This is a genomic window from Bradyrhizobium sp. SZCCHNRI3043 (genome assembly GCF_032377735.1).
Classification (GTDB): Bacteria; Pseudomonadota; Alphaproteobacteria; order Rhizobiales; family Xanthobacteraceae; genus Bradyrhizobium.
In genome coordinates, this window is the sequence record NZ_JAUHID010000003.1 from 80,278 (window position 1) to 106,865 (window position 26,588).

24 protein-coding genes and 1 tRNA gene are annotated in these 26,588 nt (G+C 67.1%); 17 read left to right on the forward strand and 8 right to left on the reverse strand.

Features of this window, described 5'->3' with window-relative positions:
• Window positions 1-41 precede the first annotated feature (41 nt).
• Window positions 42-875 (forward strand): 3'(2'),5'-bisphosphate nucleotidase CysQ, encoded by an 834-nt coding sequence (cysQ, locus tag QX124_RS09175; RefSeq protein WP_315796964.1) that lies wholly within the window; start codon window positions 42-44, stop codon window positions 873-875.
• Between the two features lie 15 nt (window positions 876-890).
• On the opposite strand, the gene QX124_RS09180 is transcribed toward cysQ, so the two are convergent.
• Complete coding sequence (locus QX124_RS09180) at window positions 891-1,400, reverse strand: YHS domain-containing (seleno)protein (RefSeq protein ID WP_315796965.1); 510 nt, start codon at window positions 1,398-1,400, stop codon at window positions 891-893.
• A 119-nt stretch (window positions 1,401-1,519) separates the two neighbouring features.
• Between QX124_RS09180 and QX124_RS09185 the strand changes: the two genes are divergently transcribed.
• The 3 genes from QX124_RS09185 to QX124_RS09195 all read left to right on the forward strand — a co-directional run bounded on the left by QX124_RS09185 (window position 1,520) and on the right by QX124_RS09195 (window position 3,904).
• The gene (locus tag QX124_RS09185; protein WP_315771790.1) at window positions 1,520-2,164 is read left to right on the forward strand and encodes a DUF1134 domain-containing protein; all 645 of its coding nucleotides are present in this window, start codon (window positions 1,520-1,522) and stop codon (window positions 2,162-2,164) included.
• A gap of 132 nt (window positions 2,165-2,296) precedes the next feature.
• The gene (locus QX124_RS09190) at window positions 2,297-3,586 is read left to right on the forward strand and encodes a hypothetical protein (protein ID WP_315796966.1); all 1,290 of its coding nucleotides are present in this window, start codon (window positions 2,297-2,299) and stop codon (window positions 3,584-3,586) included.
• Window positions 3,587-3,829: 243 nt separating this feature from the next.
• Window positions 3,830-3,904, forward strand: a tRNA-Val gene (locus QX124_RS09195).
• A 130-nt stretch (window positions 3,905-4,034) separates the two neighbouring features.
• Here QX124_RS09195 and QX124_RS09200 read toward each other — a convergent pair.
• Window positions 4,035-4,439 carry a hypothetical protein gene (locus tag QX124_RS09200; RefSeq protein ID WP_315796967.1) on the reverse strand — a complete coding sequence of 135 codons (405 nt, stop codon included), beginning with the start codon at window positions 4,437-4,439 and terminating at the stop codon, window positions 4,035-4,037.
• A gap of 238 nt (window positions 4,440-4,677) precedes the next feature.
• On the opposite strand from QX124_RS09200, the gene QX124_RS09205 reads away from it, so the two are divergent.
• Entirely contained in the window at window positions 4,678-4,878 is a 201-nt protein-coding gene (locus QX124_RS09205; RefSeq protein WP_315734232.1) for a hypothetical protein, read from the forward strand.
• Window positions 4,879-4,997: 119 nt separating this feature from the next.
• Here QX124_RS09205 and QX124_RS09210 read toward each other — a convergent pair whose 3' ends face one another.
• Both QX124_RS09210 and QX124_RS09215 read right to left on the reverse strand, forming a co-directional pair.
• Window positions 4,998-5,513: a hypothetical protein gene (locus tag QX124_RS09210; protein WP_315713998.1), complete on the reverse strand. Its 516-nt coding sequence runs from the start codon at window positions 5,511-5,513 to the stop codon at window positions 4,998-5,000.
• Between the two features lie 130 nt (window positions 5,514-5,643).
• Window positions 5,644-7,191 carry an acetolactate synthase large subunit gene (locus QX124_RS09215; protein ID WP_315796968.1) on the reverse strand — a complete coding sequence of 516 codons (1,548 nt, stop codon included), beginning with the start codon at window positions 7,189-7,191 and terminating at the stop codon, window positions 5,644-5,646.
• A 278-nt stretch (window positions 7,192-7,469) separates the two neighbouring features.
• Here QX124_RS09215 and QX124_RS09220 point away from each other — a divergent pair, with 278 nt between their 5' ends.
• Entirely contained in the window at window positions 7,470-8,042 is a 573-nt protein-coding gene (locus tag QX124_RS09220) for a L,D-transpeptidase (RefSeq protein ID WP_315775356.1), read from the forward strand.
• 123 nt (window positions 8,043-8,165) lie between these two features.
• A complete protein-coding gene (locus QX124_RS09225; protein ID WP_315797158.1) occupies window positions 8,166-8,906 on the forward strand; it encodes a DUF2927 domain-containing protein in 741 nt (246 codons plus the stop codon).
• 219 nt (window positions 8,907-9,125) lie between these two features.
• Here the strand turns inward: QX124_RS09225 and QX124_RS09230 are convergent, their stop codons facing one another.
• The 3 genes from QX124_RS09230 to QX124_RS09240 form a co-directional block, all read right to left on the reverse strand.
• Entirely contained in the window at window positions 9,126-10,271 is a 1,146-nt protein-coding gene (locus QX124_RS09230; RefSeq protein ID WP_315796969.1) for a M48 family metallopeptidase, read from the reverse strand.
• Entirely contained in the window at window positions 10,246-11,379 is a 1,134-nt protein-coding gene (locus tag QX124_RS09235) for a DUF898 family protein (protein ID WP_315786064.1), read from the reverse strand. Before QX124_RS09235 ends, QX124_RS09230 begins: the two co-directional genes overlap by 26 nt.
• Window positions 11,380-11,587: 208 nt before the next feature.
• Window positions 11,588-12,760, reverse strand: coding sequence for an isovaleryl-CoA dehydrogenase (locus QX124_RS09240; RefSeq protein WP_315734243.1), 1,173 nt, complete (start codon window positions 12,758-12,760; stop codon window positions 11,588-11,590).
• Window positions 12,761-12,978: 218 nt separating this feature from the next.
• Between QX124_RS09240 and QX124_RS09245 the strand changes: the two genes are divergently transcribed.
• From QX124_RS09245 to QX124_RS09290, 10 genes are all read left to right on the forward strand, one after another.
• Window positions 12,979-14,274, forward strand: a complete 1,296-nt coding sequence (locus QX124_RS09245) for a cytochrome P450 (protein WP_315796970.1) — start codon at window positions 12,979-12,981, stop codon at window positions 14,272-14,274.
• Between the two features lie 222 nt (window positions 14,275-14,496).
• A complete protein-coding gene (locus tag QX124_RS09250; RefSeq protein ID WP_315775359.1) occupies window positions 14,497-15,768 on the forward strand; it encodes a cytochrome P450 in 1,272 nt (423 codons plus the stop codon).
• A gap of 209 nt (window positions 15,769-15,977) precedes the next feature.
• Window positions 15,978-16,517, forward strand: a complete 540-nt coding sequence (locus tag QX124_RS09255) for a thiamine pyrophosphate-binding protein (RefSeq protein WP_315796971.1) — start codon at window positions 15,978-15,980, stop codon at window positions 16,515-16,517.
• A complete protein-coding gene (locus tag QX124_RS09260; protein WP_315796972.1) occupies window positions 16,517-17,098 on the forward strand; it encodes a thiamine pyrophosphate-dependent enzyme in 582 nt (193 codons plus the stop codon). Before QX124_RS09255 ends, QX124_RS09260 begins: the two co-directional genes overlap by 1 nt.
• A 161-nt stretch (window positions 17,099-17,259) precedes the next feature.
• On the forward strand, window positions 17,260-18,426 hold the full coding sequence (locus QX124_RS09265; RefSeq protein WP_315796973.1) for an acyl-CoA dehydrogenase family protein: 1,167 nt from the start codon (window positions 17,260-17,262) through the stop codon (window positions 18,424-18,426).
• 9 nt (window positions 18,427-18,435) lie between these two features.
• On the forward strand, window positions 18,436-19,548 hold the full coding sequence (locus QX124_RS09270) for a CaiB/BaiF CoA-transferase family protein (RefSeq protein WP_315796974.1): 1,113 nt from the start codon (window positions 18,436-18,438) through the stop codon (window positions 19,546-19,548).
• A 2-nt stretch (window positions 19,549-19,550) separates the two neighbouring features.
• Window positions 19,551-20,399, forward strand: a complete 849-nt coding sequence (locus tag QX124_RS09275; protein ID WP_315796975.1) for a MaoC family dehydratase N-terminal domain-containing protein — start codon at window positions 19,551-19,553, stop codon at window positions 20,397-20,399.
• A gap of 85 nt (window positions 20,400-20,484) precedes the next feature.
• Complete coding sequence (gene mdlC, locus QX124_RS09280) at window positions 20,485-22,131, forward strand: benzoylformate decarboxylase (RefSeq protein WP_409997678.1); 1,647 nt, start codon at window positions 20,485-20,487, stop codon at window positions 22,129-22,131.
• A 33-nt stretch (window positions 22,132-22,164) separates the two neighbouring features.
• On the forward strand, window positions 22,165-22,455 hold the full coding sequence (locus QX124_RS09285; RefSeq protein ID WP_315796977.1) for a hypothetical protein: 291 nt from the start codon (window positions 22,165-22,167) through the stop codon (window positions 22,453-22,455).
• 4 nt (window positions 22,456-22,459) lie between these two features.
• Window positions 22,460-24,253: a hypothetical protein gene (locus QX124_RS09290; protein ID WP_315796978.1), complete on the forward strand. Its 1,794-nt coding sequence runs from the start codon at window positions 22,460-22,462 to the stop codon at window positions 24,251-24,253.
• Between the two features lie 427 nt (window positions 24,254-24,680).
• Here QX124_RS09290 and QX124_RS09295 read toward each other — a convergent pair whose 3' ends face one another.
• The gene (locus QX124_RS09295) at window positions 24,681-26,375 is read right to left on the reverse strand and encodes an outer membrane beta-barrel protein (RefSeq protein WP_315796979.1); all 1,695 of its coding nucleotides are present in this window, start codon (window positions 26,373-26,375) and stop codon (window positions 24,681-24,683) included.
• Window positions 26,376-26,588: the final 213 nt, after the last annotated feature.

A 26,588-nucleotide genomic window follows, 5' to 3' on the forward strand; every position in this document is an offset into this window, starting at 1 on the left:
ATGCAAGCTGCGTACGGAACGGCCGGAAGGAGCACCGCGCAATGACGACGGCACCGACTGCAGGAACCGTCGAGGTCGAGGCCGCCGCCGCGCTGATGACGCCCCTGACGGAGCTCGTCGTCGACGCGGCCTACGCGATCCTCGCCGTCAACCGCCGCGCCATGGCTGTCACCGACAAATCCGACGGCTCGCCGGTCACCGAGGCCGATCTTGCCGCCGACAGGGTCATTGCCGAAGGGCTGGCACGGCTGGCGCCCGCGATTCCCGCGCTGTCGGAGGAGCGGGTCGGGGCGAGCGCAGGACCGTTCAATGGCAGCTTCTTCCTGATCGATCCGCTCGACGGCACCAAGGAGTTCGTCGCTGGGCGCGGCGAGTTCACGGTCAATCTGGCGCTGGTCACCGGCGGCAGCCCGCTGCTCGGCATCGTCTGCGCGCCGGCCATCGGCCAGATCTGGCGCGGTCTGGTCGGCCGTGGCGCCGAGCGGCTGTCGTTCACGGAGGCGGGTTTGGCGGCCGCCGAGCCGATCCGCACCCGGCCGATGCCGCCGCAGGGCGCGGCATGGGTCGCCGCGGTCAGCCGGTCGCATGGCGATGCCCGCACCGAAGCCTTCATTGCGGCACGTCCGGGCGCGGTGCGCCTGCCGCTCGGCTCGGCCGTGAAGTTCGGGCGGCTCGCCGAAGGTCTGGCCGACATCTATCCGCGGCTCGGCCCGACCTCGGAATGGGACGTGGCGGCAGGCCATGCCGTGGTCGCAGCCGCCGGCGGCACCGTCACCAGCGAGACCGGCGCGCCGTTGCGCTATGGCGAGCGCCCCGACGGCTTCATCGTGCCGTCCTTCATCGCCTGGGGTGACCCGGCTGCGGTGAAGGTTTGAGACAGCCCTGCCGCCCTACTGCGGCAGATCCTCCTCGAGCGCCGGCCAACGAGCTTCCGCCCGCGGCAGATAGCGGCTCGGGTCGGCCGCGAAGGCGTCGCGGCTTTCCTCGCGGTTGAACAGGAACAGCCGTTCCTCGACCACGACGAAGAAGCGCGGGTTGCCGGCCACCGTCACGCCGCGAGCCACATCGGTCGGGTCGTAGCCGCCGAATTGCGGGCCGTAGACCTCCGGATGGGCCAGGAAGGAGGCGCGATTGCCCTCGTTGCGAAACCGCCAGACCACCCCACCCTGGGACGCCTCGAAATCCGCCAGTCCCAGCAGGGCCTTGCCATCCACGAAATAGGAAACAGGGTCGAAGCCGTCGATCGCCAGCCCGCTGAAGCGGTCGGAGATGATGCGCTGCGTCGTGGCCGCCGGCGCGCCGACCGGCAGCAGCAGCGCAGCGAGCGCGATAGCGGCAATTACAAGGCGAAACAGCGACTTTGATCCGGTCTGGTTCGGTTGTTGCCGTTGTGCGGTCATAGTTGGTGCCGATAACATGGGAGTCGCAGGGGCATCGCCCCTCGCCCGACAATCGCCCGATGGGGTTGGCGTCAGGTTAAGGCGAGGCTCGGGCAGCCGATAGCAGGGGATTTCCATCGATGAGTTTCGCATCACGCCTTGCCGCCGCGACGTTAGCGGCCGTGCTGGCCATGACCGCGTCGGTCGCCGCGCAGCAGGCGCCCCCGCCTGCTGCGCCGCCCTACCAGGCTGCGCCGCCGTATCAGCAGCCCGCACCGCCGCCGCGCCCTGCGCCGAGCCCGGACAGCTTCAATCCGGACGAGCTCGTCAATGCCGGCCACCGCTTCTTCGGCAACGTCTCGCGCGGCCTCGCCTCGGTGATCGAGCGCGCCGTCAGCCAATGGGGCCTGCCGAACGGCTATATCCTGGGCGAGGAAGGCGCCGGTGCTTTCGTCGCCGGTCTCCGTTACGGCGAGGGCACGCTCTACACCAAGAACGCCGGCGACCTCCGCGTCTACTGGCAGGGCCCCTCGCTCGGCTTCGACTGGGGCGGCGACGGCGCCCGCACCATGACGCTGGTCTACAATCTGCCGGCCACCAGCGCGATCTATCAGCGCTTCGTCGGCATCGATGGCTCGGCCTATATCGTCGGCGGCTTCGGCATGACGGCGCTGACCGCCAACAACATCGTGCTGGTGCCGATCCGGTCCGGGATCGGCCTGCGGCTCGGCGCCAATGTCGGCTACCTCAAGTTCACCCCAAGTGCGACCTGGAACCCGTTCTGAGGCCGCCGGCTGGTACCGCTAGGACACGTTCTCCCGCGACGGATCAAGGTTAACACGGCATTGGGCTGGCGTTGAATCAGCCCGCCGTGCATTGTGATTCCGTTAATCATTTTGGACCGGGAGTTGTGCGTCATGGTCGAGCCGATCATGTATTTTGCGATCGGTTTTCTGATCGCCATGCTCTGTGCGCTGATGATCGTGCCGCTGGTGCACAATCGTGCGGTGCGGCTGACGACGCGCCGGCTCGAGGCGGCGACGCCGCTGTCGATGGCCGAGATCCAGGCCGACAAGGACCAGCTGCGCGCGGAGTTCGCGATGTCGGCGCGGCGGCTGGAGATGAGCGTCGACGCGCTCAAGAACAAGGCCACCGGCCAGCTCGCCGACCTCGGCAAGAAGACCGACGCCATCAACCGCATGAAGATCGAGCTCGGCGAGAAGAACGCGGTGATCTTCGCGCTGGAGGCGCGCGAGAAGGCGCTCAAGGACCAGCTCCGCGCCACGGAAGAGGAGTTCGCCGCCAAGACCGAGGCGCTGCGCGCCGCCGAGCAGGCGCTGAAGGAGAAGCAGACCGAGCTGGTCCGGCTGAGCACCGAGCTCAACGACAAGGCGCTGCTGGCGGACAGCCGCCAGGTCGAGCTGGTGTCGGTCAGGACCCAGGTCGAGGAGCTGCGCAGCCGCGTGGCCGACGCCGAGAAGGAATTCTCCGCCACCCAGACGCGGCTCGCGCTGGAGCGCGACGAATCCGACACCGCGACCAAGGCGCTCAACGACGCCCGCGCGCGGGTCGAGAATCTCAGCCAGCGCGTCACCGAGCTCGACCGCCAGCTGATCGTTCAGGTCAAGGAAGCCGAGATGCTGGCGACGCGCGTTGCCGACCTCGAGGGCCGGCTGTCGACCCAGGGCAAGCTGCTTGCCGAACGTGATTTCGAGAACAACCAGTTGCGCGAGGCCAACGTGGCCGCCGACCGCGCCTTGAAGGAGCTGCGAGAGGAGCTGGCCGGCTTCGGCAGCGGCAAGTCGGCCGCATTTGAGCGGCTCAAATCCGAGAAGGCCGCCCTCGAAGAGCAATTGCAGGCCGCCCGCGACGAGCGCACCAAGCTGCAGCGCGAGATGAACGCGATCCAGCAGCAGGCCGAGAGCACCTGGGCCCAGGAGCGGATGGAGAACGCGCTCTTGCGTGAGCGCATCAACGACATCGCCGCCGAGGTCGCCAAGCTCGCGATGCAGATCGAGGGTCCGAACTCGACCATCGAAGCCATGCTGGCCGCCGAGCCGGCCCCCGCCAAGCCGGCCAACGCCAATGGCGTCGCCGCGGCTCCGGCCGCTGCAGCCGGCGCAGGCGGTCCGCAAGGCGGCACCCTGGCCGACCGCATCCGCGCGCTGCAGTCTCATGCCTCGCGAGCACGGCAGCTCGGGGCCTGAGGCCGCCGGATCGGCGCCGAGTGCGGCGGATATCTTGCCCCTCGCTTCAGTATGGAGGCCGGCCCGCGAGAGGGCCGGTTTCGGCCCCTATCGAGGACGGGCCACCGCACCCCGGCAGTTTTCCTCGCCAGCGGCGCCGCAAATCCTTGACACCCCCTGCCCGCGCTTCGTAAATCGCGGGCTCCGACGGACTGCTTCGGCAGCTGCCTCTTACGGCCCCACGGCCGGCAGCCACCAGGATCCGGGCGCATAGCTCAGCGGGAGAGCGTTCCCTTCACACGGGAGAGGTCCAAGGTTCGATCCCTTGTGCGCCCACCATTGACCTCTGAATTTGCGCATCCGTTCCGTGTTTACGACCGTCCATCCGGGGCCCATACCGCCATCGCATGATGACGATCGGGGCACCGCCAGCGGACGCTCGGCGAGCTTGACCTTGCATTGGCCGAGTTCACATTCCGGCAGGCTGAAGCGGCCGATGTCGACCGGTAGTCCGAGCTGCTTCCCTGGCGAGAATGTCGGCGTCCTCGTCGTGAGATCGCGCGATCTCCATGAGAATCCCGGCCGCGACGTCCGGCGGCAGGCAGATATGATCGATCATCCACAGCAGCGCCATGGCCGCTTCGCGCTGACAGGTCTGCGCCTTCCGCAACGGCGCGAGCTTCTGCAACGCCTGCTCGCGACGCTCCGCCCGAGCGTCGGCGACTGCATCGCGCGCGAGCGTCTCGATCTCCTCGGAAGATCGGAAGAGCGGACCGCGCTCAGGTTGTTCGACATTCTGTTCTTCCCCATGAAGCCCGAAGCTATTCCATTTGGACCAGAGGCCGACGTCGCAGCAACGGCCGCGGCTACGCATCGAATGTGCATCGAGGCAATTGGATCTCCGCACCCGGCCATTTTGACCTCGCTCGTCCCCGCATGGGCGCCCTGCATCCAGCACATCAGTCACAGAATGCACCTGCTACCTCCGCGCGGACGGCGCAAGGCGGCTTTTGCGGGGCGGAACTCTCACGTTTTCCTGATTCCTGCGTCAGAACGCCGCGCTCGAATTCGCCTATGGTCCGGCGCGTTTCCAACCCTCGGAGGTTTTCCGCATGCGTAAACTGATCATCGCCACCGCCGCCCTCGCGTTCGTCTCGTCGGCCGCTCTTGCCCAGTCCACCGAGAAGCCGATGACGACCACCGGCCAGTCGGCGAAGAGCGGCGACGCCATGGGCGGGGGCGACGACATGAAGATGAGCAAGACGAAGAAGAAGTCGGCGAAGAAGTCGTCCGGCGACGCCATGTCGAAGTAAGGCGTGGGCGCGCCTGTCCGCAGGCTCCACATGCGCGACGAGATCGGGCCGCTCCTCTCAGGGGCGGCCCTTGTTCATTCGCGTCGACCGGCGATCGCGCACCTCTTCTGCGAGATGTCTCAGCCGGCGGCGAGTCCCATCTGCTGCAATCGCCCCGCGAACCAGGCCGACAATACCGGATCGATCCGGGCGCCGACATAGACCTCCGGCGTGATCACGCTGCGGCGGTCGAGAATCACCAGCACGCCGATCCAATAGGCGAACCACAGATGCGGATCGGTCAGCGCCATCAGCTTGTGGCGGTCATGCGCCAGCGGCTGGTGGTTGCCGGCCTTGCGGACCTCGATCGCCAGCAGATTGTCGGGCACGGCACGCTTGTGCACGACGATGTCCGGGTAGACCGATTTTCCCAGCTCATCGTCGGTCGAGACGATGGTGCCACGCGGCAGCAGCATGGCGCGGTCGCCGAGCCGATTGTAATCGCAATCGACGTCCCACCCCAGGAAGTTGCGTTCGAGATGCACCGCCAGCCGATGCGTCAAGGCGCGCTCGCCGAGATCACGGTCGAGGATGAAGCGCTCGCGCGCATAGAACTCCTGCAGCGCAGAGATCAGCCGGTTCAATTCACTGTGCATGCCGTTCAGATACAGGAGAGAAGGACACCTCACCATCAACACGCGATCGGCGTGAGTCGCCAACCCCATAAATGAGGCGATGCGCCTTCCCTCGGCCCGCGGCCGTTTTGCGGCCGCCAGCGTTGCGGATTTACATCTGCACTTCGATCAGGCGCGGACCATATTCGGCGTTCGCCTCGGCCAGCGCGGCATTGAACTCGTCGGCCGAGGTGACGGCGCGGCCGGGGACGCCCATGCCCTTCGCCATGGCGACGAAGTCGAGCGTCGGACGGTCGATCTTGAGCATGTCCTGGGCGCGCTGGCCCGGCTCGCCGGCGCCGACGCCGTCGAACTCGCCGCGCAGGATCTGGTAGATCCTGTTGGCGAACACCACCGTGACGACGTTGAGGTTCTCGCGCGCCTGGGTCCACAGCGACTGGATCGTGTACATCGCGCTGCCGTCGCCCACGAGGCACATGACCTTGCGGTCCGGGCAGGCCACCGCGGCGCCGGTCGCGACCGGGGTCGAGAAGCCGATCGAGCCGCCCATGTTCTGCAGCCAGTCATGCGGCTTGGCGGCCGCCGTCGGCGGGAAGAAGCCGCGGCCCGTGGTGATGGATTCGTCGACCACGATCGCATTCTCGGGGATCGCATAGGCGATCGCCTGGGCGATGGTGGTGTGGTTCAGCCCGCCGGTGGGCTTGATCAGCTCGGCGAGCGGCTGCGGCTTGACGTCGGCGGCCTTGGCGCCGAGATGGCCGGCGAGCGCCTCGAGGGCGGCGGCCGAGTTCTCGCCCCAGGCGGTCATGCGGTGCACCTCGGTGCCCTCGGCCTTGAGCATGCTCGGCTTGTTCGGATAGGCGAAGAAGGCGACGGGGTCGTTGGCCTCGACCAGCACGATATGCTTGTAGTTCTTCAGGATCGGCAGCGCCTGCTCGATCACGTAGGGGATGCGGTCGATCGAGAACCGTCCGGCGCCGCGCGCCATGCGCGGGTGATAGGTCTGCCCCATCACGCGGCAGCCGGTCTTGCCGGCGATCTGCTGGGCGAAGGTCAGCGCCTGCTCGGTCAGCGCGCCCGCGGTCATCAGCACCAGCGTCTCGGGGCCGTGGGCGTGCAGGATCTTGGCGGCCTTCTCGACCGCATCAGCCGAATAGCTCGGGCGCTGCGCCTCTCCCGGAACCTGGGCAATGCCGTCGGCCTCGTTCCAGGCGGTGTCGGCGGGCAGGATCAGGGTGGCGATCTGCGGCGGCGCGCTCTTGGCGGCGGCGATCGCGGCGGCGCCGTCGGCGGCCACGGCCTTGGCGCTCGGCGAGGTCCGCACCCAGTCCGACATCGGCCGCGCCAGGCCTTCGATGTCCGAGGTCAGCGGCGCGTTGAAGCCGATGTGGTAGGTGGCGTGCTGGCCGACGATGTTGACGATGCCCGAGCGGGCCTTCTTGGCGTTGTGCAAATTGGCAAGGCCGTTGGCGAGGCCGGGGCCGAGATGGAGAAGCGTCGAGGCCGGCGTGCCCTTCATGCGGAAATAGCCGTCGGCGGCGCCGGTCACCACGCCCTCGAACAGGCCGAGCACGCAGCGCATGCCCTCGACGCGGTCGAGCGCGGCGACGAAGTGCATTTCGGAGGTGCCCGGATTGGTAAAGCAGACGTCAACGCCCCCTGCGACCAGGGTCCGTACCAGGCTTTCCGCACCGTTCATCATGTTCTCCTGCTGATTCCGCGCGCTATTTGCAATGTTGGGCAGATCAATCATTGTTCGCCCGCGGCGTCAAAGGGGCTGGCCGCATTGCTGCCATCGCCACGGTGCTCATGCGCGGGCTTGGCTAACAGGATGTTGGTCCAGGACGCGCGCGATTGTCCGTGGGATTTGGGTCACGGACCGTCGCCACATACCGGCCTCACGCCGCCGTGGGTTGCGAAGTGCAACCGTTTATGGCCTGTCTGCGAACGGAATTTGATGTTTGCCAGGGGACGGAAATGAAGCGCTGTTTGGCTTTGGGAATTGCTGCGGTCGCGTCGGTGGCAAGCGCCGGGATGGCGCGGGCGGAAATGTTCGACACCAGGGACCTCTTCGGCGGCGGGCCGAACTTCTATCAGAGCGGTGTCAGCCCGATTCCGCGCCAGACCGTGATGTTCCAGAGCCAGTATGCGCCAGGCACCATCGTCGTGAGCACCAGCGAGCGCCGGCTCTATCTGGTCCTGCCGGGCGGCCAGGCGCTGCGCTACGGCATCGGCGTCGGCCGTGACGGATTCCGCTGGAGCGGCGTGCACCGCATCACCGCCAAGAAGGAATGGCCGGCCTGGACCCCGCCGTCGCAGATGCTGCGGCGCCGGCCCGACCTGCCGCGCCACATGGCCGGCGGCATCGAGAACCCGCTCGGCGCGCGCGCAATGTATCTCGGTTCAACGCTGTACCGAATCCACGGCTCGAACGAGCCCGAGACGATCGGCCAGGCGGTATCGTCGGGCTGCTTCCGCATGACCAATGACGACGTCGCCGACCTCTACGACCGCGTCTCGGTTGGCACGACCGTGATCGTCAAGAACTGAGAGCCGCACTCGACCACGACGATGAGGCAATGTCACAGCGCGCATCCTCGCCACGAGCATCCGTGCTCCTGGCGCTCCCTGCGGAGCGCGGCGGCGGCCGCGCTGGCTGCGCTTGTGACCGTGATGGTCCCGCTGCCGGCGTCGACCACCGAAATTCCGGCGATCGCCGCCCGCCAGCGCATCGAGAAGAAGAGCTTCACCGACGCCGAGATCACCGACGGCTTCTTCAAGACCGCGTTCGGCGCCGAGTATCACCTGGCGGGCCGGGTCGACCGCATCCGGAAGTACAGCGCACCGGTGCGGGTGTTCGCCGATGGCCGCCGCGCCGATCGCAAGGCGCAGCTCGCCAAGGTCGTCAGCGACATCGCCGCGCGCATCCGCAACCTCGACATTGCGATGACCGACGCCGACGGCGAAGCCAATGTCCGCGTCAAGCTGGTGCGCGACCGCGATCTCTACCACACCATCAGCCAGGCCTATGGCAGCGAGCGCGCGCGCGAGATCAAGACCTCGCTGGATCCGCAATGCCTGTCCGGCTTCCGCAAGAACGAGGCGTTCGAGATCGAGCATTCCGACGTCATCCTCACCGTCGACAACGGCGATTTCGTCTTTCTCGACTGCGCCTATGAGGAGCTCCTGCAGTCGCTCGGGCCGATCAACGACACTTCGAGCGTGCCTTGGACCATGTTCAACGACAACGTCTCGATGGGCTATTTCGACGTCTACGACCAGTACATCCTCAATCTGCTCTACGACCCGCGCGTCAAGGCCGGCATGACGCTCGCCGAGGTCAAGGCGGTGCTGCCGGACGTGCTGACGGATGTCCGCGCCTGGGTGAAGAAGACGAACAATCTGGCGGAATAGGTGTCGGCGCTGCCATCTCACCAGCAGTGCCGTCGCTCAACCCGCGTCGAAGCAGACGCGCACCGCTCTCACCCCGTCAATGCGAGCGCAGCGAAGCAATCCAGAATCTTGCCGCCGAGGACATCTGGATTGCTTCGCTGCGCGCAGCGCTCGCAATGACGGATGAGAGAGGGTCGATCGTCCCGACCAGCCGTGCGTGAGGCGCCGGATCGCCGGCGGCTACTTGCAAATTCCCTTCAGCGCCCGCCACTCCTCCGCACTCAGCAGCGGCGGGCCGCTCGGCGGCCGGTCCTCGGCGCGCATGCGGGCGAGACGGTCCTCGCTGAGCGGATGGCTGGCCCACAGCGACGGGCGCTTGCCGTCCTCCTTGCCGGTGATGCGAAACAGCAATTCGCCCATCGGGCGCGTCGGCCGTCCGAGCTTGTGCATCACGTCGATCGCGAAACCGTCCGCCGCCGCCTCCGCCTCGCGCGAATAGGACGCGTTGATCATGGCCCGCGAGGCGAAGATCGCCGCGCCCGCGCCGGTGACGTCGCCGAACAGCAGGCCGATCAGGAACGAGCTGCCGCCATTGTGGATCAGCTGCCGCAGGTTGTCGCGGTGCTTGAGGTGGCCGAGCTCATGCGCCAGCACGCCGGCGACCTCGTCGGGGTCATTGGCCTTGTCGAGCAGCCCCCTGAACAGGAAGAATTGCCCGCCCGGCAGCGCGAAGGCGTTGGGGATCGGCGTGTCCAGCACCTGCGACGCGATGCTGTCGTCGAGGCCGGCGGGGCGGCGCAGCGCCGTGACCAGCTTGGCGAACGCGGCCTGCCCGGCCGCTTCGCTGCAAAGCTTGTCGCCGAACACGGTCTGGATCTGCACCACGGCGGCCTCGCCGAGATGCCGCTCCATGGTCGGCGGCACCAGGGGCGTCAGCCGATCGGATGCGAACGGAATCACCACCAGCACGACGGCGACGATCGAGGCGACGGCGGCCAGCGACCAGCCGACGATGCGCGCGATGGCGCCGCGGGTCATCCTGTTCTGGTCGATATGGCTGCAGCGCGCGATCAGCTCGGCCGACAACGCCGCGTCGCGGATCTCCAGCCGTGCCAGCGGCGATGCCGACAGGCAGCTCACGCGCAGCGTGCCGCTCGGGCCGTCGACGCGGCGGATGTCGGCATAGGGCCAGGAGACGAAATTGTCGGCGCTGCGCATCACGAGCTGATTGGCGAAGCCGATCGTGACCGTCTGCCGCCGGTTGGACAGGCCGTCGAAATAGACCGCAGGGCCGCCGAGCGGAGCGGCCGGCTCGACCGGCGTGGCGGCGGCCGGCGCAGCAGCGGCCACCTGCCCGGGATCAGAATCCGGCGACGTCGAGTCCATCGGCAAATCCTTCGCCGAGCGCGCTGGCCAGATCGCCCCTGGCGGCGACATTGGCCATGGCCTCGATGCCATGCACTTGAACCGACTGCAGCACGGTCGCCCACATGTCGCGCACCAGATAGAGCCGCATCACGACGTTGAGCGCCAGGATCCAGGCGATGTAGCCCAATCCGACCAGCACCAGCATCGGCACGTTGTCGGACAGCGCCTGCGCCTGAGGCCGGCCGTCACTCCCCGGCCCCAGCAATCTGAGCATCAGCGCGGCGACACCGCCGAAATAGGCGCTGGAGGCGATCGACAGCAGAAACCACCAGCCGATCACCTTCCAATAGAGACCATAGAACGCATTGCCGGGCAGGTCCGATTCCAGACGCACGCCGCCGAAGCGAATGCCCGACAGCCACCAGCGCCACTCGATCGCTTTGAACTGCGCATAGACGAACGGAAACAACGGAAACAGCACGAGCGCAAACGGCGCGATGACCCACAGATACCAGGCGCGCTTGAAGAACTCCCAGCCGCGTCCCTCGAAGTCGCCGCTGAGATCGCCATAGTGCGAATGTCGCATCTTGTAGCGCTCGAGCGCGGCGGCGCGCCACGGCCAGGCCAGCCCGAGCGTGACCACCGTCAACAAGGTCCACAGCATGGCGCGCCCGGCATAGGCCCAGCCCGAACCCGTCATCCAGAACCGAATGCCGCGCCAGACCGTGCGCGTCAGCCGGTAGCGGCGCGCGCGGAAGATGGCGAACTGGCCGAAGGCGTAGAAGGCGATCACCAGCGGCACGCTGGCGAAGCCCTGGTAGCGCTCGGCCTCGACGCCGATGAGGAAATAGGCGAGATAGATCGGGACCAGGATCGCCATCGCGAACAGGAAGCCGATCAGGAGCTCCTTGCCGCGCCCGGTATATTCTGCGGCATCACCGTCGACAGCCGTGTTGACCCAGAGATGCCGGCGGATGTCGGTCGCGAGCCAGAACCGGTAGAAGCCCAGTGTGATCAGTTCGATGGCCGCCCCGCGGCTGACCAGCCGGAAGAACTCGCCACGCGCACCTGAGAAGGTGGCGGTGAGAGGCGGAAGCGGCGGCAGCTGCTCCGGAACGTAACTCATCTGGTTCACGGCTCAGGGCCTCCGACACACGCAAAAGATCTACAATATACCTCGATTGTTCGTCGCCGGGACGACTCCGAGGTTCGACGTATTTTCTACGCAAGTCGGCCGGAAAAAAACACCGGCCTCGACGAGGATGACTAAAATATCTGCATCCGGCCGGTTGGCGAACGCATGTCCCGCATGCGCCAACCGCGTGGTCGGCACCTCAAGATGTCTTGTCGAACAATTCCCGCCCGATCAGCATGCGCCGGATCTCGCTGGTGCCGGCGCCGATCTCGTAGAGCTTGGCGTCGCGCAGCAGCCGCCCGGTCGCATAGTCGTTGATGTAGCCGTTGCCGCCGAGCAGCTGGATCGCATCGAGCGCACATTGCGTCGCCTTTTCGGCGGCGAACAGAATCGCGCCCGCCGCGTCCTCGCGCGTGGTCTCGCCGCGATCGCAGGCCTTGGCCACCGCATAGACATAGGCGCGCGCGGCGTTCATCGTCGTGTACATGTCCGCGACCTTGCCCTGCACGAGCTGGAAGGTGCCGATCGGCTGGCCGAACTGCTTGCGCTCATGCACGTAAGGCAGCACAGCGTCCATGCAGGCCTGCATGATGCCGAGCGGACCTGCGGCGAGCACCGCGCGCTCGTAGTCGAGGCCACTCATCAGCACGTTGACGCCGCGGCCGACCTGCCCCAGCACGTTCTCCTCCGGCACCTCGCAATCCTCGAACACCAGCTCGCAGGTGTCCGAGCCGCGCATGCCGAGCTTGTCGAGCTTCTGCGCGGTCGAGAAGCCCTTCATCCCCTTCTCGATGATGAAGGCGGTGATGCCGCGCGGACCGCCCTGCGGATCGGTCTTGGCGTAGACCACCAGCGTTTCCGCGATCGGACCGTTGGTGATCCACATCTTGTTGCCGTTGAGGACGAAGCGATCACCCTTTTTGTCGGCGCGCGTCTTCATCGACACCACGTCGGAGCCGGCCTGCGGCTCGGACATCGCGAGCGACCCGACATGCTCGCCCGAGATCAGCTTGGGCAGATATTTGCGCTTCTGCGCCTCGTTGCCGTTGCGGCGGATCTGGTTGACGCAGAGATTGGAGTGGGCGCCGTAGGACAGGCCGACCGAGGCCGAGGCGCGCGAGATCTCCTCCATGGCGATGCAGTGCTCGAGATAGCCGAGACCCGCCCCGCCATATTCCTCCTCGACCGTGATGCCGTGCAGGCCGAGCTCGCCGATGCGGGGCCAGAGGTCGCGCGGAAACTGGTTGGAGCGGTCGATCTCGGCGGCGCGCGGCGCGATCTGCTCCTGCGAAAAGCTCGCCACCGTCTCGCGGATCGCGTCCGCGGTCTCGCCGAGATCGAAATTGAACATGCGCTGCGCGTTGGCGATCATGGGGCGGCCTCCTGCTAGTCTTCTGCTTTGCAACAATCGCTCAAAGCCATATTCCGTGACGTGGCGCTTGTCACGCCCGACGTCCGGACAAATACCAGCGTTGCGACGCAAGACCGGCCCGGCGGCCCAAACTCCGCGCTTGCCCCGCGCTCCCGGGCAGGATGTAATCGCGCCCGACATCGCCGGACAGCTAGAATCCGGCCATCAGGGAGACGTCCATGCACGGGACCACCACGACGGCCGAGGCACAGCGACACGCCGCAGCAGGCGAGCGCGTCAACGACGCGGCCGCCAGTCGCGCCGCATCGTTGCCGCTCGCCGAATTCGACCCCGGTCATCCGGAGTTGTTCCGTACCGACACGCACTGGCCCTATTTCGACCGGCTGCGTCGCGAGGATCCGGTGCACTACTGCAAGGAGTCCATGTTCGGCCCCTACTGGTCGATCACCCGCTACGACGACATCATGGAGATCGAGACCAACCACGCGGTGTTCTCCTCGGCGTCCGCGCTCGGCGGCATCACCATTCGCGACGTCGACCCCGACCTGCGCCGTGAGAGCTTCATCGCGATGGATCCGCCGCGCCATGCCGCGCAGCGCAAGACCGTGGCGCCGATGTTCACGCCGACACATCTCGACGAGCTCGCGATCAACATCCGCAAGCGCTCCGCCGAATGCCTGGACAATCTGCCTGTCGGCGAGGTGTTCGACTGGGTCGATCGCGTCTCGATCGAGCTGACGACGCAGATGCTGGCGGTGCTGTTCGACTTCCCCTGGGAAGACCGCCGCAAGCTGACGCGCTGGTCGGATATCGCGACCACGATCCCCGGCCCCGATGGGCTTGTCGCGACCGAGGACGAACGGCAGGCCGAGCTGATGGACTGCGCCCGCTATTTCGCGCGGCTCTGGCAGGAGCGCGTCAACCAGCCGCCGAAGAGCGACCTGCTGTCGATGATGGCCCACAGCGAGGCGACGCGGAACATGGACCCGAAGAACTTCCTCGGCAATCTCGTGCTCCTGATCGTCGGCGGCAACGACACCACGCGCAACACCATGTCCGGCAGCATCTATGCGCTCAGCCAGAACCCGGATCAGTACCGCAAGCTCAAGGATAACCCCGCGCTGATCGACGCCTTCGTCCCCGAGGTCATCCGCTGGCAGACCCCGCTCGCCCACATGCGCCGCACCGCGCTTTCCGACATCGAGTTCCGCGGCAAGCAGATCAAGAAAGGCGACAAGGTCGTGATGTGGTATGTCTCGGGCAACCGCGACGAGGCCGCCATCGAGCGTCCCTACGACTTCATCATCGACCGCGTCAGGCCGCGCCAGCATCTGTCGTTCGGCTTCGGCATCCACCGCTGCGTCGGCTTGCGATTGGCCGAATTGCAACTCAAGATCATCTGGGAGGAAATCCTGAAGCGATTCGATCATATCGACGTGATGGACGAGCCGAAGCGGGTCTATTCGAGCTTCGTGAAGGGATATGAGACATTGCCGGTGCGGATTGCGGCTTAAGTTGTATTGAAGACGAATCGGGTCCGACACGAACGGTCCCGTAGGGTGGGCAAAGGCGGTCGCGCATCGCGCGAACGCTGTGCCCACCATCTTTCGATTGGCGCGAAACGCGGTGGGCACGCTTCGCTTTGCCCACCCTACGCGTCCTGCTCGCGACGACAGGCGAGCAGACTTATGACTTGTCTCGATTGTCGAGCGACTGTTTAGCAAAGGACGCCCCCCATGACCGCCCAGGCCGCGCTTCGCTCCGATAAAGCAGATCTGCTGCGCGACGCGCGCCTCGAGGCCTATTCCACCCCGATCGAGGACTTCCATCCTGGCGCACCACGGCTGTTCCAGAACGACACGATCTGGCCGTGGTTCGAGCGGCTGCGCAAGGAGGCGCCGGTGCACTACTGCACCAAGGCGCCAATCGAGCCCTATTGGTCGGTGACGCGCTATCACGACATCATGCATGTTGACACCAACCACGCGATCTTCTCCTCGGACGTCAGCAATGGCGGGATCATGATCCGAGACGTGCCGCCCGGATACGAATGGCCGAGCTTCATCGCGATGGATGAGCCTGTTCATGGCGAGCAGCGCAAGACGGTATCGCCGATGTTCACGCCCGACCATCTCGACCAGATGGCGGTGCTGATCCGCGAGCGCTCGGCCAAGGTGTTGGATTCGCTGCCGCGCAACGAGACCTTCAACTGGGTCGAGAAGGTCTCGATCGAGCTGACCACGCAGATGCTGGCGACCCTGTTCGATTTCCCGTTCGAGGAACGCCGCAAGCTGACGCGCTGGTCCGACGTCTCGACCGCGCTGCCCAAAAGCGGCATCGTCTCGTCGGAGGAGGAGCGCCGCCGCGAACTCGGCGAATGCGCCGAGACCTTCGGCCGGATGTGGAAGGCGCGCCAGGCCGAGCCCGGCCGCGACCTGATCTCGATGATGGCGCATAGCGAGGCGACGCGGCACATGACGCCGGACAATCTGATGGGCAATCTGATCCTGCTCATCGTCGGCGGCAACGACACCACGCGCAACACCATGACGGCCTCGGTGCTGGCGCTGAACGAGAACCCGGCCGAGTATCAGAAGCTGCGCGACAATCCGGCGCTGATCGAGACCATGGTGCCTGAGGTGATCCGCTGGCAGACGCCGCTCGCCCACATGCGCCGCACCGCGCTGGTCGATACCGAGCTCGGCGGGAAGACGATCAAGAAGGGCGACCGCGTCGTGATGTGGTACGTCTCGGGCAACCGCGACGGGGAGGTGATCGAGAATCCGGACGCCTTCATCATCGACCGCAAGCGGCCGCGCATCCATCTCTCATTCGGCTTCGGCATCCACCGCTGCGTCGGCATGCGGCTCGCCGAGTTGCAGCTGCGCATCGTCTGGCAGGAGATCCTCAAGCGCTTCGACCGTATCGAGGTCGTCGGCGAGCCGAAGCGGGTCTATTCCAGCTTCGTCCGCGGCTATGAATCGCTGCCGGTGCGGATCCCGGGGTGAGTTCCTGTTACTCCCGCCACTCCACATGACGATCGCGTGGTCGGCCGCATGAGGCTTCCCCAGCCGAACCACGAGGCCCTCGGCTGCCTATGAGAATCCGGCATGCGGGGTGAACGAGATTCAATGGGCTTCGACGGTCGTTTCTGGCTAAATCATCCGCTGCACCATCGGTGCTCATGAACCTCAGGACGCCATAACCTCAGGACGCCATGGCCGCTTCCGACACGCCCACCACCGACTGGCCGCTCGCCATCTACGAGGCGCTGAAGGCGGCTGACGTCCGGCAGCTCTGCTACGTCCCCGACGCCGGCCATTCCCGCCTGATCCGCCTCGCCCATGACGATCCCGCGATCGCCACCACGGTCCTCACCACCGAGGAGGAAGGTATCGCGCTCTCCGCCGGCGCCTGGCTCGGCGGCCAGCGCGCAGTGCTCCTGATGCAGTCGAGCGGGGTCGGCAATTGCGTCAACATGCTGTCGCTGCTGGCGAGCTGCCGCTTCCCGTTCCTCAGCTTCGTGACGATGCGCGGCGAATGGGCCGAGTTCAATCCGTGGCAGGTGCCGATGGGCAAGTCGACGCAGGCGGCCTTCGAGATCATGGGAGTCACGGTGTTCCGGCTGGAACGTCCCGAGGACGCCGGCGAGATGGCGGCCGCTGCAGCGAGGCTCGCGTTCGACAGCGATCAGCCGATCGCGGTGCTGATCTCCCAGCGCATGATCGGCGCCAAGAAGTGGACGGAGACGAAGTGATGGGAGCACTGCTCGACCGCCGCACCGCCGTCAAGGCGCTGCTGCAGGACCGTGGCGACCTGCTGGTCGTCAGCGGCCTCGGCTCATCGTCCTACGACGTGTTCGCCGCGGGCGATCACGACGCGAACTTCTATCTCTGGGGCGCGATGGGCGGCGCGGCCATGATCGGCCTGGGTCTCGCACTGGCGCAGCCATCGCGCCCGGTCGTCGTCATCACCGGCGACGGCGAGCAACTGATGGGGCTCGGCAGCCTCGCGACCTCGGCGGCGAAGCAGCCGAAGAACCTCTCGGTCGTCGTGCTCGACAACGCCCATTTCGGCGAGACCGGCATGCAGATGAGCCATTCGGGGCTCGGCGCGAAGCTGGAGCTGATCGCCGCGGGCGCCGGCTTTCCCTCGGTGAGCACGATCGAAACGCATGCCGCGCTCGAAGCCTTCCGTCCGAAGCTGCATGATCGCGCGGGGCCGCATTTCGCCCGCGTGGCGATCTCGACCGATCATGTCGACCGCGCTTTGCCGCCGCGCGACGGTGTTTTCCTGAAGACCCGTTTTCGCGGCCATCTCGGATTTCCCGTCAGCTAGAACGCGAACGCGGGCGCAAGCGCCATGCCGCTGGGGCGGGGCCGGACGCGCGCGGCGTGGTCATTCCCTGCTTGCCAAGGCTGGCATGCTTCGTCATAGGCTATGACGAACAAGCATAGGGAGACCGCGAGGCCGCGCGATCACGGTCGGCGGAGCAGCGCATGACAGAACAGCATCAGCCCGACGACTACGCCGACATCCGCGACGCGGTGGCAAAGCTCTGCGCCCAGTTCCCCGGTGAATATTGGCGCAAGCTCGATCGCGAGATGGCCTATCCGTCCGCCTTCGTGGATGCGCTGACACAGGCCGGCTATCTCTCCGTGCTGATCCCCGAGGAATATGGCGGCGCCGGATTGAAGCTGTCGGCCGCGGCGGCGATCCTCGAGGAGATCCAGCGCGCCGGCTGCAATGGCGGCGGCTGCCATGCCCAGATGTACACGATGGGCACGGTGCTGCGTCATGGCAATGCCGAGCAGAAGGCCAAGTGGCTGCCAAAAGTCGCGAGCGGCGAATTGCGGCTGCAGGCGTTCGGCGTCACCGAGCCGACCTCGGGCACCGACACATCGTCGCTGAAGACCTTCGCCAGGCGCGACGGCGACAGCTACGTCGTCAACGGCCAGAAGATCTGGACCAGCCGCGCCGAATATTCCGACCTGATGATCCTGCTGGCGCGCACCACGCCGAAGGACCAGGCGCAGAAGCGCACCGACGGTCTCTCCGTCTTCATCGTCGACATGCGCGAGGCCAAGAAGGCCGGGCTCGCCATCCGCCCCATCCGGACCATGATGAACCACGCCACGACGGAAGTCTTCTTCACCGACATGCGGGTGCCGGCGGAGAACCTGATCGGCGAGGAAGGCAAGGGCTTCCGCTACATCCTCTCCGGCATGAACGCCGAGCGCATCCTGATCGCGGCCGAATGCGTCGGCGATGCCAAATGGTTCATCGCCAAGGCCACCGCCTATGCCAAGGAGCGCGTCGTGTTCGGCCGCCCGATCGGCCAGAACCAGGGCATCCAGTTCCCGATCGCCAAGGCCTATGCGTCGATGCGCGCCGCCGAGCTGATGGTCAAGGAAGCGACCCGCAAATACGAGGCCGGGCTCGACTGCGGCGCCGAGGCCAATATGGCCAAGATGCTCGCCGCCGACGCGTCGTTCGAGGCGGCCAATGCCTGCATCCAGACCCATGGCGGCTTCGGCTTCGCCGAGGAATACGACGTGGAGCGCAAATTCCGCGAGACGCGGCTGTATCAGGTGGCGCCGATCTCGACCAACCTCATCCTGTCCTACGTCGCCGAGCACGTGCTCGGCATGCCCAGGTCGTATTGAGGTCCTGCCATGCTGCCGCTTGAAGGGATCATTGTCGTCGCCGTCGAGCAGGCGGTGGCCGCACCGTTCTGCTCGTCGCGCCTCGCCGATGCCGGCGCCCATGTCATCAAGATCGAGCGGCCCGAGGGCGATTTCGCCCGAGGCTATGACGCGGCCGCCAAGGGCCAGAGCAGCTACTTCGTCTGGCTCAACCGCGGCAAGGACTCCGTCGTCGTCGACCTTTCAAAACCGGAAGGTCGCGCCGAGCTGGAGAAGCTGATCGCCGGCGCCGACGTTCTCTTGCAGAACCTCAAGCCCGGCTCGATGGACAGAATGGGCTTCGCCCGCGAGCGGCTGCGCCAGGACTATCCGAAGCTGATCTGCTGCACCATCACCGGCTACGGCGACTCCGGTCCCTATGCCGACCGCAAGGCCTATGACCTGCTGATCCAGGCGGAGAGCGGGCTCGCCTCGATCACCGGCGGCCCCGACGGTCCCTCGCGCGTCGGCATGTCGATCGTCGACGTCGCGACCGGCGCGACGGCGCATGCCGCGATCCTGGAGGCGCTGATCAGGCGCGGCCGCACCAATGAGGGCGCCGATATCAGGATCTCGATGTTCGACGTGATGGCCGACTGGCTCACCGTGCCGCTGCTCAACGCGGAAGCCGGCAACGCGCCGAAGCGCATCGGCCTCGCCCATCCCTCGATTGCGCCCTATGGCGTGTTCACCTCGAAGGACGGCAAGGACATCCTGATCTCGATCCAGAGCGAGCGCGAGTGGAAGACGCTGTGCGCCAAGGTGCTGGACCAGCCCGGGCTGCCCGACGATCCGCGCTTCGCCAACATGGTCGAACGCGTGCGCAACCGTGCGCTGACCGACGGCATCGTCGCGGAGCGCTTCGCGGCGCTGTCGCGCGATGAGCTGCTGGGCAAGCTCGCCGCGGCCGACATCGCCTTCGCCGAGGTCAACAGCATGGCAGATCTCGCGGTCCATCCGCATCTGCGGCGCATCGAGGTGAACACGCCGAACGGCGTCGTCAGCTATCCCGCGCCGGCGGCGATCGTGGTCGGCGAGGACAGGCATTACGGCGCCGTGCCCGCGATCGGCGAGGCCGCTTCGCCTCATCAGCGCAAGGGATGATCATGACGGACACGCTCGATCTCGACCATCTCCGGCAATGGGTCGGCCGCAGCGCCGAGGCGACCGACATCGTCACCGCGCAGCTCACCAAGGGCCTGCGCGCGACGCTGTTCCAGGACATCGGCGAGCCGACGACCGGCGACATCGCGCCCTACACGGTGCATTGGTGCCTGGGCCAGCCCGTGTTTCCGCACGATCAGCTCGGCCCCGACGGCCATCCCACCCGCGGCGGCTTCCTGCCGCCGGTACCCTTGCCGCGCCGCATGTGGGCGGGCGGCGAGGTGCAGTTCATCGATCCCTTGCGCGTCGGCGATGTCGCCACCCGCGTCTCGACGATCTCAGACGTCACCCTGAAGAGCGGTTCGACCGGCCAGCTCTGCTTCGTCGCCGTCGAGCACGTCGTGACCACGCCGCGCGGTGTCGCGATCCGCGAGCGCCAGGACATCGTCTATCGCGACATGGGCGGGGCGCAGGCTGCGCCGGCAAAAGCGCCGCCGCCTCCGCCGGTCGCGCAGCACAGCGAGACTCGTGTCTCCGATGCCGTGCTGCTGTTTCGCTATTCCGCCCTGACCTTCAACGGCCATCGCATCCATTACGACCGCGACTACGTCACCAGGGTCGAAGGCTATCCCGGACTGATCTTCCACGGCCCGCTGCAGGCCGCGCTGCTGGTCGAGTTCGCCGCCCGGCTGAAGGGCAAGCCGCCGGCGAAGTTCGCCTATCGAGGCGTACAGCCGCTGTTCGAGGGCAGCGAGTTCTCGGTCAACGCCAACCCCGTCGATGCCGGCCTGGAGCTGTGGACCGCCAACGCCGAGCGCCAGCCGACGATGAAGGGCACCGCGAATTGGTGAAGTCGGTCTCGTCAATGCGAGCGAAGCGACGCAATCCAGAGTTCCACCCGCGACTCTGGATTGCTTCGTCGCTTCGCTCCTCGCAATGACGGTCATTCGAGGAAACGCCGTGCCAAAAACCACAGGAACAACAACCAAGCCCGTCACCGTCAAGCAGGCCACCTTCGAACTGCTGCGCGCGTTCGGCATCAAAAAAGTCTTCGGCAATCCCGGCTCGACCGAGCTGCCCTTCCTCAGCGACTGGCCCGACGACATCGACTACGTGCTCGGCCTGCAGGAGGCCTCGGTGGTCGGCATGGCCGACGGCTATGCCCAGGCGACGCGCAATGCCGGCTTCGTCAATCTGCATTCGGCGGCCGGCGTCGGCAACGCGCTCGGCAACATCTACACCGCGCATCGCAACCAGACGCCGCTGGTGATCACCGCCGGTCAGCAGGCGCGCTCGATCCTGCCTCTACAGGCGTTCCTCTATGCCGAACGCCCGTCCGAATTCCCGCGCCCTTACGTCAAATACAGCGTCGAGCCGGCGCGGCCCGAGGACGTGCCGGGCGCGATCGCCCGCGCCTACTACACCGCGATGCAGCCGCCCTGCGGGCCGACCTTCGTCTCGATCCCGATCGACGACTGGATGCATCCGGCGCAACCGATCACCGCGCGCAAGGTGAGCCGCGAGCTCGGCCCCGATCGCGCCGCCATGGACGAACTAGTGAGCGCACTTGCCGCCGCGAAGAATCCCGCACTCGTGGTCGGCCCCGGCATCGACCGCGCCGGCTGCGTCGATCTGATGGTCGAGGTCGCCGAGAAGGCCAAGGCCGCGGTCTGGGTCAGCCCGTTCTCGGCGCGCTGCTCGTTTCCCGAGCGCCATCCGCAATTCCAGGGCTTTCTGCACGCCTCGCCCGGACAATTGTCCGACGCCCTGAAGCCACACGACCTCGTCGTCGTGTTCGGCGCCCCGGTGTTCACCTTCCATGTCGAGGGCCATGCCGCGATCTTCGACGGCGCCACCACGCTCTATCAGGTCACCGACGATGCCGAAGGCGCCGCCGTGCCGCCGATCGGCACCAGCATCATTGCCACCATGCGGCCGGCGCTGGAGCTGTTGCTGGAGTTGCTGCCGGAGACCAGGCGCGCGGCGCCGAAGGGCCGCGTGCTGCCGGCCGCGCCGGAGCCGGCCGATCCGATCCCGGTCGACTATCTCCTGCATACGCTGGCGCAGGCGCTTCCGGCGGGCAGCGCCGTGGTCGAGGAGATCCCCTCGCATCGGCCGGTGATGCACAAGTACATGCCGATGCCCGGCGCGGATTCGTTCTACACGATGGCGAGCGGCGGGCTCGGCTACAGCCTGCCGGCGGCGGTCGGTATGGCGCTGGGGCGCACCGCGGGCCGCACGGTGTGCCTGATCGGCGACGGCTCGGCGATGTATTCGCTGCAGGCGCTGTGGACCGCCACGCAGCGCAGGCTGCCGCTGACGGTCGTCGTCATCAACAATTCCGGCTATGGCGCGATGCGCTCGTTCAGCCAGGTCATGCAGGTGCGCAACGTGCCCGGGCTCGAGCTGCCCGGCCTCGATTTCGTCAAGCTCGCGGAAGGCATGGGCTGCGATGCAGTGCGCGTGAGCAATGCCGCCGAGCTCGCCAGTGCGCTGACGCGAGCCCTCGCACATGCCGGCACGAGCCTCGTCGAGGTGATGGTCGACGCCGCGGTCCCGCTGCTCTACGCCCGGAAGGGCTGATCCGACGTTCGCACAGCGGACGACTTGTCAATCATGACATATGCGACAATGCGTCGCATCTTCAATGGCGGCAGCATGGCTCGCCGCGAAATGCTCATCGGCCCGCCGCAACCGTGCAACCGGCGTACCGCCGGCAACCGCTTGTTTCAAAAGCTTTCTGTTCCCCTGCGCCATCTCGTCGCGGCCGGCTCGCCGCAAACATCGCGAAATCCTGCCGTCAGCTTGCAGGCGGACGCCTTGCTGCTTGCAAGGTCCGACCATGCTGCAAGCCAAAATCATTTTCAAAAGGTTCCATCATCCAATCCAGCGTACCAAGGGAGTTGAGCTGATGGCGGACAAGAAGAACCTTCAAACCGCAGCGTCGAGGACCGATCTCTATCGCCATGTCAGCGTGCTGGCCCTGATGACCGCCCTGACGATGATGGCGCTGCCGCATCAGGCCAATGCGCAGGCCATGACCACCGCCCTTGCCACTTCGGCCACCACCAACGCCGCCGCGAAGGCGGCGCAGGATGCGGCGGCGAAGGCCGCGGCCGCTGCCGCTGCCAAGGCGGCGCAGGACGCCGCTGCCAAGGCTGCGGCGAAGGCGGCGAGCGATGCCGCTGCAAAGGCGGCAGCTAACGCCGCTGCAAAGGCTGCAACCAAGGCCGCAGCCGACGCCGCTTCAAAGGCCGCCGCCAACGCCGCCGCAAAGGCCGCGACCAGCGCCGCCGCCAAGGCGGCCACCACGGCCGCAGCAACGGCAGCCGCCACCGCAGCGAGCACGGCAGCCAAGACCGCCGCCGCAACCCCGACGGCCACGGTTGCGACGGCCAGCACCGCGGCCAAGCCCGTCGCGGCCACCACTACGGCGGCCAGCACAGCCAAGCCCGCCGCGGCCGCCACCGCGGCAACGACGACGACCGGCACGGCCAAGACTGCAACCGCGACCACCACGGGCACGAGCACGAGCGCTGCCAAGCCGGCCGCGGCTGCCGCAGCGACGGCAACCACCACTGTCGCCCTCGCAAAGGCCACCGCCACGCCTGCCGCCGCAGCAACCCCGGCCAAGGCGGCTGCCGCGGCGTCGAGCAGCACCGATGCCGTCGCCAAGGCCAACGCGGCGGCCGCGGCCGCCGCGCAGACCGCCGCCGCCGCCGAGGCGCAGGTCGCCGCCGACCGCAAGGCGATCGATGTCGCGCGTCAGGCCGAGCAGAACGCACGAGGCGCCGCGATCGAGGCCCAGGAGCAGGCCGAGAAGAACCCAACCGCGGCCAACCAGGCGGCGGCGACGGCGAATGCCGCGAAGCTGACGGCCGCCTCGGCCGCGCTGCAGAGCGCCTTCCAGAAGCTCGACAAGGACATCGACGTCTCCAACGAGGCCAAGGAAGCCGCCAACGCCGCCAAGGACACGGCGCGCGAGACCGCCGAGGCCGCCGCGAAGGCGGCCCAGCAGGCCGGCCAGGCCGCCGGAAACGCCAACAATGGTGGCAACGCCAACAATGGCGGCAATGCCAACAATGGCGGAGCGGCGGCCGGCAACGGCGGCAACAACAACAATAACAACAACCAGCAGAACCAGGCGGCCCAGGAAGCCGCCGAGCAGGCCGCGCTGCAGGCGGCGTTGAAGACCGGCGAGCAGGCCCGCGCGGTCGCCCAGCAGAAGACCCAGGCCGCGCAGGCGGCTGCGACCCAGAACCAGAAGACGGTCGAGGCCGCGCTGAACCAGAAGATCGGCACGATCGATGCGACGGTGGAAGCGGCCGAGCAGAAGGTGAACGCCGACCGGCAGGCCCTGGAACAGGCGCGTCAGGCGGCACAGCAGGCCAAGCAGGATGCGCAGGAGGCCGCCGAGGTCCTCGAGCGTGCCAACAATGCGGCCAACCAGGCCGCGCTGGCGGCGGCCCAGGCCAAGGCGCAGACCACCGCCAACGCCTTCAACCAGGCCAATGCGACGCTGAACGCCGACAACCAGGCCCTGACCCAGGCGCGCGAAACCGGCGAGCAGCAGGAGGGGGCGCTGCGCGCGGCGGCTCAACAGCAGATCCAGGCCGGCTACACCGCCGCTCAGCAGGCGACCCAGGCCGCCTGGGCCGAGGCGCAGCAGATCGGCAACGCTGCGCTGGCCGCGCTCGAGCAGTAACGCGATTGCGGTCCGCGTCGCCGACCGGCAGCGCGGACCCGCTCATAACAACAAGACCATCACCAGCCACATGCCGAACCGATCGGGGACGGCGCACGCGTCGGCGACCTGACCTCACCCCGCCGCGTGAGACGCGCCCCGGTCCCCCCCACCGCCCGGCATGCCATGCCTTGAGCCCCGCCCCCCTGCGGGGCTTTTTTTGTGCGCGACCGAGCGATCATGTCGCGGCCATCCTTCGAGCGCCGGTATCGGAGCCAGACCTCATGGTAAGGAGCGCCGCTCTTCGGCGCGTTCAGGCGATGCTCTGCATCGCCCTGAGAACCATGAGGCCCGGAGCGCGCCGCCATGGGAAGGCCATCTGCAATAGCCCTGCGGGTCGGCGGTGATGTTGGCGACGACGGTCAGCCAAACGGCCCCCATCACACGCTCAGTACTGGACACGCACGCCGACGACGCCGACCACCGCCATGAAATTGTTGAGCGCGATGTTGGAGCGGGTCCATTCGGTGCGGACCTCGCTCTTCAACTGAACGTTGCGGTTCATCTTGTAGGTGCCGCCGGCGGCGACGAACATGCGCTGGTCGACGCGGCCGATGCCGACGAACTGATCCTGGCCGTAGCCGCCGCGCAGCGTTCCGATCAGCCACGGCTCGAACTGATGATCCATCTGCAGGATCACGTCGCGGGACAGGATGCCCGAGACGTTCATCGCCGGCGTCTCCGAGGCCTGCGAGCGCGCCACCAGCACGAAGGTCGTGGTGTCGGTCGCGGCCCATGCGAGCGTCGCATCCGCGATCACGCCGCTGACGTTCGGCATCAGCGGCGAGTCCATGCGGCGCGTGAGATAGCCGACCGAGGCTTCGCCGGTCAGCGATCCCATATTGACGACGGCGCCGCCACGCGCGGTGATGCCGCTGGAATCGCGGCGCTGGCCGTTGAAGTCGACCTGCAGATCGTGGTTGCGCCGATCGAAGCTCATGTCGACGAACGGCGAGATGTTCGGCGTCAGCACATAGGTGACGCGGACCTGCGCGCCCGGCTGGGTGTAGTTGCGGTCCTGCGTCCGCAGCGGCACGTTGGCCGTGATGACAGCATCGTTGAAGACGACCCGGTCCGCCGATCCCTTGAACGCGATCTCGGTCGGACCGATCTTCTGCAGCACGCCGGCGCTGCCGCCGAAGCTGGTGGCCCGCGGCAGCTTGAGCGCGCCCGGAAGCGTCAAGGCGTCGTTGACGAAACGCGCCTCGCCGGTGACGGCCGTGCCCTCGGTGACGTCGTAGCGCCCTTGCGCGCGCGCCTCGAAGGTCGGATGGCTGATGGAGCGGACGTTGGTGTCCTCGGTATAGGCACCGCGGAAATCGGCGTTGAGCTGATGCCGCTCCCATTGCGAGCGGACCGCGACCTCCGTCGCCACGATCGCGACCGGTGAGCCCTGCCCGCCGTTGCGCCGGGTGGGATTGGTGTCATAGCCGGCCAGGATCTCGACGGCCGGCTTCACCAGGAACGACCCGACCGTCATCCCCGTCGGATCGTAGGGCTTCGCATCGGCGGTCACCGGCTGCGGCTTCACCGTGTTCAGATTGCGATCCGGAAGAACGTCGCGGTTGCGCAGCACGGCCGCGGGCTGGGCGGCTGCCACGGTCTCGTCCGGCTTGGCCGGCGGCGCCCCGGCGGCTGCCGCGGGCTTTGCCGCGATCTGCCGTGCGGCCGGTTGCGGCGCGGCGCGTTGAGCGTCTCGCGCCGGCTCGGCCGTGGCCACGCGCGCACCACGGGCGGGCTGAAACGCGGAGAATCCGAAGCTGCCGACCGACGCGCCGGGCCTGCCCGGCGCGGCCAGCGACGGCGCGCCGGCCTCCCGCACCGGACGCAACAATGCGCTCACGCCACGCGGGTCCTGGCGCATCATCAGCGTCCGGCTGTCGTTGGTGATCCGCGGAACGTTGTAGTAGATGCTGCGCGCCGTCACGTGACGGAAGAACAGCCGATCGGCGCGTCCCGGGACGACGTCCGTCGGCTTGGCCTTGATGGTCTGCTGTCCGGACGCGGCATCCACCACCATCACGGTCAAGAGCAGCACCTCGACGAGCGCGAGCGTGACCCCGCGGTGGGATCGCGTCACCATGAGCCGCTTGGTCCGCACCGCGAACGCGCCGGTCTTTTGTCGTGAATGAGCCTGCAAAGCAATGCCGGAGAGTATGCCAATATCACGCGACGACGTCAGGTCGGGGCGCCGCCGCAACGACTACGCAGCGCATGCTCGCGACGAGCTCCCCTTGCCTTGCAGATAGCCGGCAAACGTCGGCGGAAGTTTTGCCGAGCTGGGACGATTTCAGGC

Coding starts and splice junctions, on each gene's coding strand:
- cysQ (WP_315796964.1), top strand. CDS start 42: ATGACGACGGCACCGACTGCAGGAACCGTCGAGGTCGAGGCCGCCGCC.
- QX124_RS09180 (WP_315796965.1), bottom strand. CDS start 1,400: ATGACCGCACAACGGCAACAACCGAACCAGACCGGATCAAAGTCGCTG.
- QX124_RS09185 (WP_315771790.1), top strand. CDS start 1,520: ATGAGTTTCGCATCACGCCTTGCCGCCGCGACGTTAGCGGCCGTGCTG.
- QX124_RS09190 (WP_315796966.1), top strand. CDS start 2,297: ATGGTCGAGCCGATCATGTATTTTGCGATCGGTTTTCTGATCGCCATG.
- QX124_RS09200 (WP_315796967.1), bottom strand. CDS start 4,439: ATGCGTAGCCGCGGCCGTTGCTGCGACGTCGGCCTCTGGTCCAAATGG.
- QX124_RS09205 (WP_315734232.1), top strand. CDS start 4,678: ATGCGTAAACTGATCATCGCCACCGCCGCCCTCGCGTTCGTCTCGTCG.
- QX124_RS09210 (WP_315713998.1), bottom strand. CDS start 5,513: ATGCACAGTGAATTGAACCGGCTGATCTCTGCGCTGCAGGAGTTCTAT.
- QX124_RS09215 (WP_315796968.1), bottom strand. CDS start 7,191: ATGAACGGTGCGGAAAGCCTGGTACGGACCCTGGTCGCAGGGGGCGTT.
- QX124_RS09220 (WP_315775356.1), top strand. CDS start 7,470: ATGAAGCGCTGTTTGGCTTTGGGAATTGCTGCGGTCGCGTCGGTGGCA.
- QX124_RS09225 (WP_315797158.1), top strand. CDS start 8,166: ATGGTCCCGCTGCCGGCGTCGACCACCGAAATTCCGGCGATCGCCGCC.
- QX124_RS09230 (WP_315796969.1), bottom strand. CDS start 10,271: ATGGACTCGACGTCGCCGGATTCTGATCCCGGGCAGGTGGCCGCTGCT.
- QX124_RS09235 (WP_315786064.1), bottom strand. CDS start 11,379: ATGAGTTACGTTCCGGAGCAGCTGCCGCCGCTTCCGCCTCTCACCGCC.
- QX124_RS09240 (WP_315734243.1), bottom strand. CDS start 12,760: ATGATCGCCAACGCGCAGCGCATGTTCAATTTCGATCTCGGCGAGACC.
- QX124_RS09245 (WP_315796970.1), top strand. CDS start 12,979: ATGCACGGGACCACCACGACGGCCGAGGCACAGCGACACGCCGCAGCA.
- QX124_RS09250 (WP_315775359.1), top strand. CDS start 14,497: ATGACCGCCCAGGCCGCGCTTCGCTCCGATAAAGCAGATCTGCTGCGC.
- QX124_RS09255 (WP_315796971.1), top strand. CDS start 15,978: ATGGCCGCTTCCGACACGCCCACCACCGACTGGCCGCTCGCCATCTAC.
- QX124_RS09260 (WP_315796972.1), top strand. CDS start 16,517: ATGGGAGCACTGCTCGACCGCCGCACCGCCGTCAAGGCGCTGCTGCAG.
- QX124_RS09265 (WP_315796973.1), top strand. CDS start 17,260: ATGACAGAACAGCATCAGCCCGACGACTACGCCGACATCCGCGACGCG.
- QX124_RS09270 (WP_315796974.1), top strand. CDS start 18,436: ATGCTGCCGCTTGAAGGGATCATTGTCGTCGCCGTCGAGCAGGCGGTG.
- QX124_RS09275 (WP_315796975.1), top strand. CDS start 19,551: ATGACGGACACGCTCGATCTCGACCATCTCCGGCAATGGGTCGGCCGC.
- mdlC (WP_409997678.1), top strand. CDS start 20,485: ATGACGGTCATTCGAGGAAACGCCGTGCCAAAAACCACAGGAACAACA.
- QX124_RS09285 (WP_315796977.1), top strand. CDS start 22,165: ATGACATATGCGACAATGCGTCGCATCTTCAATGGCGGCAGCATGGCT.
- QX124_RS09290 (WP_315796978.1), top strand. CDS start 22,460: ATGGCGGACAAGAAGAACCTTCAAACCGCAGCGTCGAGGACCGATCTC.
- QX124_RS09295 (WP_315796979.1), bottom strand. CDS start 26,375: ATGGTGACGCGATCCCACCGCGGGGTCACGCTCGCGCTCGTCGAGGTG.